This window comes from Microbacterium sp. NPDC019599 (genome assembly GCF_040632175.1).
In the GTDB taxonomy this organism is placed as follows: Bacteria; Actinomycetota; Actinomycetes; order Actinomycetales; family Microbacteriaceae; genus Microbacterium.
On sequence record NZ_JBEYBL010000013.1, the window covers coordinates 104,122 to 113,799 of the forward strand.

Genomic DNA, 9,678 nt, shown 5'->3' on the forward strand with positions numbered 1-9,678 from the left:
CCCCGCATGCGGTCCCTCCGTGGACCGTTGCGCAGCGGGCGTCGCCGTCCTCGGCCCCTGTTCAGACTCTCTAAGGTGGAATCCATGACATATTCGGTCGCCGTGTCCGGCGCATCCGGCTATGCGGGCGGCGAGATCCTGCGGATCCTGGCAGCCCATCCCGACGTCGAGATCCGCACCGTCACGGCGCACTCGAACGCGGGACAGCCCCTCATCCAGCACCAGCCGCACCTGCGGTCGCTCTCGCATCTGACGCTCGGCGACACGACCCCCGACGCGCTCGCGGGCCACGACATCGTCTTCCTCGCTCTGCCGCACGGGCAGTCCGGGCAGTACACCGACGCGCTCTCCGACGCCGCGCTCGTGATCGACGCCGGCGCCGACCACCGGCTCACCTCGAGCGCCGACTGGGATCGCTTCTACGGCGGCGCCTTCCACGAGCCGTGGGCGTACGGCGTGCCGGAGCTGCCGGTCGCGGGCGGCAAGCAGCGGGCGAACCTCGTCGGCGCGACGCGCATCGCCGCTCCGGGCTGCAACGCGTCGACCGTGAGCCTGAGCCTCGCTCCCGGCGTCGAGGCCGGCGTCATCGACCCCTCCGACATCGTGACGGTCCTCGCCGTGGGCCCCTCGGGCGCCGGCAAGAGCCTCAAGACGAACCTCCTCGCGAGCGAGATCCTCGGCACCGCGAACCCGTACGCCGTGGGCGGCACGCACCGGCACATACCCGAGATCCGGCAGGCCCTCGCGGCGGCGAGCCCGGAGCCTGCAGAGCCGTCCGGCATCCGGATCTCCTTCACTCCCGTCATCGTGCCGATGGCCCGCGGCATCCTCGCGACCTCCTCCGCGCCGATCGCACCCGGCGCGACGGATGACGAGATCCGGGCTGCGTGGGAGTCCGCGTACGGCGACGAGACCTTCGTGCAGCTGCTGCCGGTGGGCGAGTTCCCGCGCACGGCCGATGTCATCGGCGCCAACACGGCGCTCCTCGGCCTCGCGATCGACCGCGCCGCGAATCGCGTGACCGTCGTCGCGGCCGTCGACAACCTCGTCAAGGGCACGGCCGGCGCCGCCGTCCAGTCCATGAACCTCGCTCTCGGCCTCCCTGAGGATCGGGGCCTCACCGTCAACGGAGTCGCACCATGACCGTCACCGCACCTCAGGGCTTCGAGGCCGCCGGGGTCGCCGTCGGGCTCAAGTCGACGGGCAAGCCCGACGTCGCGGTCGTCGTGAACCGGGGGCCCCTCAAGGTGGGCGCCGCGGTCTTCACGAGCAACCGGGCGAAGGCCAATCCGATCCTGTGGTCGCAGCAGGCGATCCAGGACGGCGTCGTCGAGGCGATCGTCCTCAACTCCGGCGGCGCCAACTGCTTCACGGGCTCGTTCGGCTTCCAGACGACGCATCAGACGGCCGAGAAGGCCGCGGAGCTCCTCGGCGTGAGCGCGGGGGACGTCCTCGTGTGCTCGACGGGCCTCATCGGCACGGGTGACGAGACCTTCCGTGCGAAGGTGCTCGACGGGACCGCGCAGGGCATCGCGGCGCTGAGCGCCGACGGCGGCGTCGACGCGGCGCGCGCCATCATGACGACCGACTCCGTGTCGAAGACGAGCACGTTCCAGGGGGACGGCTGGTCCATCGGCGGCATGGCGAAGGGGGCGGGGATGCTGGCGCCCGGCCTCGCGACGATGCTCGTCGTCGTCACGACCGATGCGGTGCTCACGGCCGAACAGGCCGACGCGCACCTGCGCGCCGCGACCCGCGTGAGCTTCGACCGGCTCGACTCCGACGGCTGCATGTCGACCAACGACCAGGTGTCGCTCCTCGTGAGCGGCGCCTCCGGCGTCACCCCCGACGAGGACGCGTTCCGCGCGGCGCTCGCCGAGGTGTGCGGCGACCTCGCCCGCCGGCTGCAGGCCGACGCCGAGGGCGCGAGCCACGACATCGCGATCCACGTCGTGCACGCCGCCTCCGAGGAGGACGCCGTCGAGGTGGGCCGCTCCGTGGCGCGCAACAACCTCTTCAAGGCCGCGATCTTCGGCAACGACCCCAACTGGGGCCGCGTGCTCGCCGCGATCGGCACGACCGAGGCCGAGTTCGACCCGTACCGCGTCGACGTCGAGATGAACGGCGTGCGCGTGTGCAGCGACGGCGGTCCGGACCGGCCGCGCGACGAGGTCGACCTCACGCCCCGCGCCGTCTCGCTCGTCATCGACCTCAAGGTCGGCGACGCCGAGGCGACGATCCTCACGAACGACCTCACGCACGACTACGTCCACGAGAACAGCGCCTACGCGTCATGACCGAGATCGACCTGCAAGAGACCGACCCCGACGAGGCGAGCGAGAAGGCGGCGACCCTCATCGAGTCGCTGCCGTGGCTGCGCCGCTTCAGCGACCAGATCATCGTCGTCAAGTACGGCGGCAACGCGATGGTGAGCGAGGAGCTCCAGGACGCGTTCGCGGCCGACATCGCGTACCTCCGCTACGTCGGCGTCAAGCCCGTCGTCGTGCACGGCGGCGGACCGCAGATCTCGTCGATGCTCGACCGCCTCGCGATCCCGAGCGAGTTCAAGGGCGGCTACCGCGTCACGAGCACCGAGGCGATCTCGGTCGTCCGCATGGTGCTGACGGGGCAGATCAACCCGCAGCTCGTCGCGAAGATCAACGCGCACGGCCCCCACGCGGCGGGCCTGTCCGGCGAGGACGCGGGACTGTTCGGCGGCCGGCGCCGCGGCGTCACGATCGAGGGCGTCGAGCACGACCTGGGGCGCGTCGGCGACGTCGTCGAGGTCGACCCCCAGCCCGTGCTGGACCAGCTCGCGGCCGGACGCATTCCCGTCGTCTCGAGCATCGCTCCGGACCTTGACCATCCCGGGCATTCGCTCAACGTCAACGCGGATGCCGCGGCCGCGGCTCTGGCGACGGCGCTCGGCGCGGCGAAGCTCGTCGTGCTGACCGACGTGCCGGGGCTCTACGCCGACTGGCCTAACCGCGACTCGCTCGTCTCGCACCTGACGTCGACCGAGCTGCGCGCGATGCTGCCGACGCTCGAGTCGGGGATGATCCCCAAGATGCAAGCATGCCTGGATGCTGTCGAGGGCGGCGTCGAGACGGCGGCGATCATCGACGGCCGCGTGCCGCATTCGGTGCTGGTCGAGATCTTCACGAGCAAGGGAATCGGAACGGAGGTGGTGGTCGGATGACGACGACCTGGAAAGACGACGCGGGGCGCGACCTCGTGCGGAGCTTCGGCGAGCGCATGGCGCTCTTCACGCGCGGCGAGGGCGCCTACCTGTGGGACGACCACGGCCGCCGCTACCTCGACTTCCTCGCCGGCATCGCGGTGAACTCGCTCGGCCACGCGCATCCCGTCTTCGTCGAGGCGATCTCGGCGCAGGCCGCGACGCTCGCCCACGTCTCGAACTACTTCGCGACCGAGCCGCAGCTTGCCCTCGCCGCGCGTCTCAAGCGCCTCGCCGGGACGGGGCCGTCGGGACGCGTGTACTTCGGCAACTCGGGCGCCGAGGCCAACGAGGCTGCGTTCAAGCTCGCGCGCCTCCACGGCGGCGGCGAACGGCGCCGCATCCTGTCGCTCAAGGACGCCTTCCACGGCCGCACGATGGGCACGCTGGCCCTGACCGGCAAGCCGTGGATGCAGGAGCCGTTCCTCCCGATGGTCGAGGGCGTCGAGTTCATCGACACGACGGTCGAGGCGCTCGAGGCCGCGATCGACGATCGCGTCGCGGCGCTCTTCGTCGAGCCCGTCAAGGGCGAGGCCGGAGTCATCGATCTTCCCGACGGCTTCCTGCGGGCGGCGCGCGAGATCACCGAGCGCCACGGCGCGCTGCTCATCGTCGATGAGATCCAGACGGGTGCAGGTCGCACAGGGGAGTGGTTCGCCTTCCAGCACGACGGCATCGCACCCGACGCCATCACGGTCGCGAAGGGCATCGGCGGCGGCTTCCCGATCGGCGCCCTCATCACGTTCGGGGCGGCCAGCGAGCTCTTCTACCCCGGCACGCACGGTTCGACCTTCGGCGGCAACGCGCTGGGGACGGCCGTCGCGAACGCGGTCCTCGCCGAGATCGAGCGCGCCGACCTGGTCGCCAACGCCGCCGAGCGGGGCGCACAGCTGCGGGCGGCGATCGAGCGGATCGACTCACCGCTCATCAGCGGATGCCGCGGCCGCGGCCTCCTCCTCGGCATCGGGCTGCGGCATCCCGTCGCGAAGGCCGTCCAGGCGGCCGCGCAGGAGCACGGCCTCATCATCAACGCGCCGAACGACGAGACCATCCGGCTCGTCCCCGCCCTCACGATCGGGGATGTCGAGATCGACGAGTTCATCGAGCTCTTCACGGCGTCGCTGGCCACGGTCTCGCACGCGCTGGTCCTCGAGACCGACGGGGTGAGCGCATGACCCGCCACCTGCTGCGAGACGACGACCTGACGCAGGCCGAGCAGTCCGAGATCCTCGATCTCGCGATCGAGCTCAAGAAGGACCGCTGGCAGGTCAAGGCGCTCGAGGGCCCGCAGACCGTCGCCGTCATCTTCGACAAGTCGTCGACCCGCACGCGAGTCTCCTTCGCGGTCGGCATCGCCGACCTCGGCGGCGTCCCGCTCATCATCTCGACGGCGAACAGCCAGCTCGGCGGCAAGGAGACGCCCGCCGACACGGCCCGCGTGCTCGAGCGCCAGGTCGCTGCGATCGTGTGGCGCACGTACGCACAGGCAGGCCTGGAGCAGATGGCGGCCGGCACGCGCGTGCCCGTCGTCAACGCACTCAGCGACGACTTCCACCCGTGCCAGCTGCTCGCGGACCTCCTCACGATCCGCGAGCACAAGGGCGATCTCGCGGGTCTCACGCTCGCCTTCTTCGGCGACGGGCGCTCCAACATGGCGCACTCGTACATCCTCGCCGGGGTCACGGCGGGCATGCACGTGCGCGTCGCGTCTCCCGAGGACTACGCACCGCGCGACGATGTCGTGGCCGACGCCGACCGCCGCGCAGCCGAGACCGGCGGCTCCGTGACCCTCTACACCGATCCCAACGAGGCCGCGGCGGGAGCCGACGTCATCGTGACCGACACCTGGGTGTCGATGGGCAAGGAGGGGGAGAAGCTCGCGCGGCTGCGCGACCTCGGCGGCTACAAGGTGACGCCCGAGCTCATGAGCCTCGCGCGCCCCGAGGCGATCTTCATCCACTGCCTGCCCGCCGATCGCGGGTACGAGGTCGACGCCTCGGTCATCGACGGCCCGCAGAGCGTCGTGTGGGATGAAGCCGAGAACCGCCTCCACGCCCAGAAGGCGCTCCTGGTCTGGCTGCTCAGGCAGCCCTGACGCGGCTCGACCGGTGAACGAGCTGTCCTCGGACGGAGCGGCAGAGGCACCGGTCGCCGGCGCGAGAGGCGGGCCCGCCTCCCGCTGGGATCGCCTCAACGGCCCCGCGCGCGTCCCGGGCGTCGATCTGGCGCGCGGGCTCGCCGTCCTCGGCATGCTCGCGGCGCACCTCATCACGATCGAGCGGCTCGTCTGGACGGACCCTTCGACGTGGGCCGGGATCGTCCAGGGACGATCCTCGATCCTCTTCGCGACCCTTGCGGGCGTCTCGATCGGCCTCGTGACGGGTGGCCGGACCCCGTATCAGGGCGAGCGGATGACGACCGCGCGGCTGCGGCTCGTCATCCGGGCAGGTCTCCTGTGGGTGCTGGGGGTCCTGCTCATCGCGACGGGGGCCCCCGTCGTGGTCATCCTGCCGGCGTACGCGATCCTGTTCCTCCTCGCGATCCCCTTCACGCGACTGAGCGCTCGCACGCTCTTCCTCATCGCGGCCGGCTGTGTCTTCGCGACCCCCGTCGTCGTGGCAGCCGTCGACAGCCTCCCGATCTGGGAGGGCGACGACGGCACCTTCCTCGAGCTCTTCCTGGGGTGGCACTACCCCTTCGCGTCGTGGATCACGTTCGTGCTCGCCGGGCTCGGAGCCGCTCGCGCGGGCCTGCGGCGCACGCGTGTGCAGGTGTGGCTCGTCGTCGCCGGCACGGCGCTCGCCGTCGTCGCAGGCGCGCTCGACACGCTGACGGGCGTCGACGAGCCGGACACGACGGACGTGTGGGACGTGCTGTGGACCGCACGTCCGCACTCCGGCGGGGTCCTCGAGATCCTCGGCTCCGGCGGCTTCGCGCTCGCGATCCTCGGCGCCTGCCTCCTGCTTTGCCGCACCGTCGTCGTGTGGATCGTGCTGCCGCTGCGCGCCGTCGGCTCGATGCCGCTGAGCGCCTACGCCGCCCAGATCCTCGTGTGGGCCGCGGTCTCGGCGGTCGTCCTGGGCGATCCCGGCCGGCTCTTCGCGTTCCGCGCCCTGGATCCCTTCCCGCCGTTCGCGATCGGGACGATCGTCGCGTGCACGGCGTGGGCGCTGCTGATCGGGCGCGGTCCCTTCGAGTGGATGACGGACCGCATCGCCCGCGGGATGGTGCCGGGGCCCGGGCCGGGGCCGTACGACGAGCGCAGATAGGCTGGAACGATGAGCGATGTGAAGGGCGAAGGCACCAACGAGGGCGCACTGTGGGGCGCGCGATTCGCGTCCGGACCGTCCCCGGAGCTGGCCGCGCTGAGCCGCTCGACGCACTTCGACTGGAGCCTCGCGCTCTACGACATCGCCGGCTCGCACGCCCACGCCAAGGCGCTCGGCGCCGCGGGTTACCTCACCGCCGACGAGGAGCGCGCGATGCACGAGGGCCTCGACACGCTCGCGCGCAGCATCCAGGACGGCACGCTGCGGCCGGGACCGGGCGACGAGGACGTGCACGGCGCGCTCGAGTCGGCGCTCCTGCGCGCGGTCGGACCCGAGCTCGGCGGCAAACTCCGCGCCGGTCGCAGCCGCAACGACCAGATCGCGACCCTCGTGCGGATGTACCTGCTCGACCACTCGCGGACGGTCGCGCGCGACATCCTGCGCCTCGTCGACGCGATCGTCTCGCAGGCCGAGGCCCACCCGGACGCGATCATGCCCGGTCGCACCCACCTGCAGCACGCGCAGCCGATCCTCCTCGCCCACCATCTGCAGGCCCATGCCTGGCCCCTCGTGCGCGACCTCGAGCGGCTGCGCGACTGGTCGGCGCGCGCATCCGTCTCGCCGTACGGCGGCGGAGCGCTCGCAGGATCGAGCCTGGGCCTGGATCCCGCGCTCGTCGCGCGCGAGCTCGGACTCGCGCGTCCGTCGGAGAACTCCCTCGACGGGACGGCCGCGCGCGACGTCGTCGCCGAATTCGCGTACATCGCGGCCCAGATCGGCATCGACCTGTCGCGCTTCGCGGAGGACGTCATCCTCTGGAACACCCGCGAGTTCGGCTTCGTCACGCTCCACGACGGGTACTCGACGGGCTCGAGCATCATGCCGCAGAAGAAGAACCCCGACATCGCGGAGCTCGCGCGCGGCAAGGCGGGCCGGCTCGTGGGCAACCTCGCGGGTCTGCTGACGACGCTGAAGGGCCTCCCGATCGCGTACAACCGCGACCTGCAGGAGGACAAGGAGCCCGTCTTCGACTCCGTCGCGACGCTCGAGCTGGTCCTGCCGGCCTTCGCCGGGATGGTCGCGACGCTGCGCTTCGACACCGCGCGCATGGCAGAGCTCGCGCCGCTCGGATTCTCGCTGGCGACGGATGTCGCGGACTGGCTCGTGCGCAAGGGTGTGCCGTTCCGCGACGCCCACGAGATCTCCGGGGCACTCGTGAGGCTGTGCGAGGAGCGCGACATCGAGCTGCACGAGGCGACAGACGAGATGCTGGCCTCCGTGTCGCCCGAGCTGTCGCCGGAGGTGCGCGAAGTCCTCACGATCGAAGGGTCGGTCGCATCCCGCACGGGGGCGGGCGGGACGGCTCCCGTGCGCGTCGCGGAGCAGCGCGTCGAGCTCGTCGCTCGGACGCAGGCCGCAGCTCACGCTCTGGGACTGTGATCCACGGGCTTATCATCTCATTTGATAAGCTGAAAACTTATTCTTCCATCATATAAGTGCTAGGCTTATCTCATGGTCGCCGCCGTCATCGTCGACATCGTCGGGTCCCGCAGGCTCTCCGATCGGGCCGACGCGCAGCGTGTCCTCGATGCCGCGATCGCTGAGGTCGAACGGTCACTGCCTCTCGCGCTCGAACAGCTGCGGCCGACGGTGGGTGACGAGCAGCAGGGGGTCTACGCGACGCTCGACGACGCGCTCGCCGGGATCCTGCTGCTGCAGCTGGCACTCCCGGACGGCCTGGAGTGCCGATTCGGCCTCGGCCTCGGAGCCGTCGGCACGGTGCCGTCTGCGAGCGGCGACCTCCCCGACGGACCGGGCTGGTGGGCCGCGCGGGAAGCGATCGAGACCGTCCACGCCAAGCAGCAGCGCGCCGCGCCGAGCGCGCGCACGTGGGTTGTCGCATCCCCGGACGAGGATGCTGGAGTGCACTCTGCCGCGCACCACGCCAATGCCTACCTGCTCGCTCGCGACCACATCGTGGGCGCCATGAACGAGCGCACCCGCCGACTGACGCTGGGGCGCTGCCTCGGCGCGACGCAGCGCGATCTCGCTCAGGCCGAGGGGATCTCGCAGCCTGCGGTCTCACAGGCGCTCGCGACGGCCGGCGCGTCGGCCGTCGTCGAGGGCTTCGCGATCCTGCGCGTCGGAGCCGCGTCATGATCGCGGCCGGCCTCCTCCTCGTCGCGATCGGCGCGGCCGACCTCGTCCGCGAGTTCATGCCCGCTTCTCGCCGCTGGATCGGCTTCGCCGTCGGGGGAGTCCTCCTCGCGGTGATCGGCGCCCTCTCCGCTGCCCTGCCCGTGGCGCTGATCGCGATCGCCGTCGCGGCGCTGTGGGTGTGGCTCGCGCCGAGCGGCGCGCGACCGCGGGCCGGCTTCTGGCCCGTGGTCCTCGTGGGCGCCGCAGCCGCCCTGTCGGTCGCTGTCCTCCCGCCGCGGGCCGATGCCGGGATCATCGGCGCACTCTGGAGCCTGCCCAGTCCCGTCGGTCCCCTCACCTTCGATCACGTGGCCCTGCTCGCCGGCACGACGGTGTTCCTCCTCGAGTCCGCCAACGTCGTCGTCCGCACAGCGCTGTACCAGGAGCGGGTCGAGGTCGTGGGCGTGACGGCCGACCCTCCCCTCGACACCGACGACGGAGAGGATGCCGCGTCCCCGCGAATCCTCGAGACCGAGGTCGCGCGCGATGCAGTGGCCGACCCCGATTCGATCGCCCCCGTCGACCCCGCGACCGTGACGCCGGCCGAGTCTGCAGCGGTTGCAGGATCCACGCTCAAGGGCGGCCGGCTCATCGGCCCACTCGAGCGGCTCATGGTGTTCGCACTGACGCTCGCCGCGATGTACCCCCTTCTGGCCGCTGTGCTCGCGGCGAAGGGCATCGTGCGCTTTCCGGAGATCTCGCGCGACAGCGCCGTGGGCAACCGTGCCGAGTACTTCCTCATCGGCAGCCTCGTCAGCTGGGTGCTCGCGCTCGCCGGCGCGCTGCTGGTGTGGTGGGCGTTCGCGACACCCGTTCCCTAGCGGGACCAGGGGAGAAGCCGTGCGTGACCGAGCGCGACACGCCCGAGCGTCGGCCTCGATTTGCCGGTGCTGCGGGAGCCGCGTAAGTTAGTACTTGTTCGCCCCACAGGGAAGCGGAGAGGCTGAGAGCCTTACCCCCCTCAAGCGGAGA

General features: G+C 71.3%; 9 protein-coding genes. All 9 read left to right on the forward strand.

Features of this window, described 5'->3' with window-relative positions:
- The first annotated feature begins 84 nt into the window (after positions 1 to 84).
- The 9 genes from argC to ABZ477_RS18360 all read left to right on the forward strand — a co-directional run bounded on the left by argC (position 85) and on the right by ABZ477_RS18360 (position 9,527).
- Positions 85 to 1,143 carry an N-acetyl-gamma-glutamyl-phosphate reductase gene (gene argC / locus ABZ477_RS18320; RefSeq protein ID WP_360136122.1) on the forward strand — a complete coding sequence of 353 codons (1,059 nt, stop codon included), beginning with the start codon at positions 85 to 87 and terminating at the stop codon, positions 1,141 to 1,143.
- Positions 1,140 to 2,297, forward strand: coding sequence for a bifunctional glutamate N-acetyltransferase/amino-acid acetyltransferase ArgJ (gene argJ, locus ABZ477_RS18325; RefSeq protein ID WP_360136124.1), 1,158 nt, complete (start codon positions 1,140 to 1,142; stop codon positions 2,295 to 2,297). The genes argC and argJ overlap by 4 nt, the downstream gene beginning before the upstream one ends.
- Positions 2,294 to 3,199, forward strand: a complete 906-nt coding sequence (gene argB, locus ABZ477_RS18330) for an acetylglutamate kinase (protein WP_360136126.1) — start codon at positions 2,294 to 2,296, stop codon at positions 3,197 to 3,199. Before argJ ends, argB begins: the two co-directional genes overlap by 4 nt.
- On the forward strand, positions 3,196 to 4,413 hold the full coding sequence (locus tag ABZ477_RS18335; RefSeq protein ID WP_360136128.1) for an acetylornithine transaminase: 1,218 nt from the start codon (positions 3,196 to 3,198) through the stop codon (positions 4,411 to 4,413). Before argB ends, ABZ477_RS18335 begins: the two co-directional genes overlap by 4 nt.
- On the forward strand, positions 4,410 to 5,333 hold the full coding sequence (gene argF / locus ABZ477_RS18340; RefSeq protein ID WP_360136130.1) for an ornithine carbamoyltransferase: 924 nt from the start codon (positions 4,410 to 4,412) through the stop codon (positions 5,331 to 5,333). Before ABZ477_RS18335 ends, argF begins: the two co-directional genes overlap by 4 nt.
- A gap of 13 nt (positions 5,334 to 5,346) precedes the next feature.
- Positions 5,347 to 6,507, forward strand: a complete 1,161-nt coding sequence (locus ABZ477_RS18345) for a heparan-alpha-glucosaminide N-acetyltransferase domain-containing protein (protein WP_360136132.1) — start codon at positions 5,347 to 5,349, stop codon at positions 6,505 to 6,507.
- A gap of 9 nt (positions 6,508 to 6,516) precedes the next feature.
- On the forward strand, positions 6,517 to 7,947 hold the full coding sequence (gene argH, locus ABZ477_RS18350) for an argininosuccinate lyase (RefSeq protein ID WP_360136134.1): 1,431 nt from the start codon (positions 6,517 to 6,519) through the stop codon (positions 7,945 to 7,947).
- A gap of 72 nt (positions 7,948 to 8,019) precedes the next feature.
- The gene (locus ABZ477_RS18355) at positions 8,020 to 8,667 is read left to right on the forward strand and encodes a SatD family protein (RefSeq protein WP_360136136.1); all 648 of its coding nucleotides are present in this window, start codon (positions 8,020 to 8,022) and stop codon (positions 8,665 to 8,667) included.
- Entirely contained in the window at positions 8,664 to 9,527 is an 864-nt protein-coding gene (locus ABZ477_RS18360; RefSeq protein ID WP_360136138.1) for a hypothetical protein, read from the forward strand. The genes ABZ477_RS18355 and ABZ477_RS18360 overlap by 4 nt, the downstream gene beginning before the upstream one ends.
- The last annotated feature ends 151 nt before the right edge of the window (positions 9,528 to 9,678 follow it).

Excerpts from the sequence above, each read along its gene's own strand:
- argC (WP_360136122.1), top strand. The coding sequence starts at position 85 with ATGACATATTCGGTCGCCGTGTCCGGCGCATCCGGCTATGCGGGCGGC.
- argJ (WP_360136124.1), top strand. The coding sequence starts at position 1,140 with ATGACCGTCACCGCACCTCAGGGCTTCGAGGCCGCCGGGGTCGCCGTC.
- argB (WP_360136126.1), top strand. The coding sequence starts at position 2,294 with ATGACCGAGATCGACCTGCAAGAGACCGACCCCGACGAGGCGAGCGAG.
- ABZ477_RS18335 (WP_360136128.1), top strand. The coding sequence starts at position 3,196 with ATGACGACGACCTGGAAAGACGACGCGGGGCGCGACCTCGTGCGGAGC.
- argF (WP_360136130.1), top strand. The coding sequence starts at position 4,410 with ATGACCCGCCACCTGCTGCGAGACGACGACCTGACGCAGGCCGAGCAG.
- argH (WP_360136134.1), top strand. The coding sequence starts at position 6,517 with ATGAGCGATGTGAAGGGCGAAGGCACCAACGAGGGCGCACTGTGGGGC.
- ABZ477_RS18355 (WP_360136136.1), top strand. The coding sequence starts at position 8,020 with ATGGTCGCCGCCGTCATCGTCGACATCGTCGGGTCCCGCAGGCTCTCC.
- ABZ477_RS18360 (WP_360136138.1), top strand. The coding sequence starts at position 8,664 with ATGATCGCGGCCGGCCTCCTCCTCGTCGCGATCGGCGCGGCCGACCTC.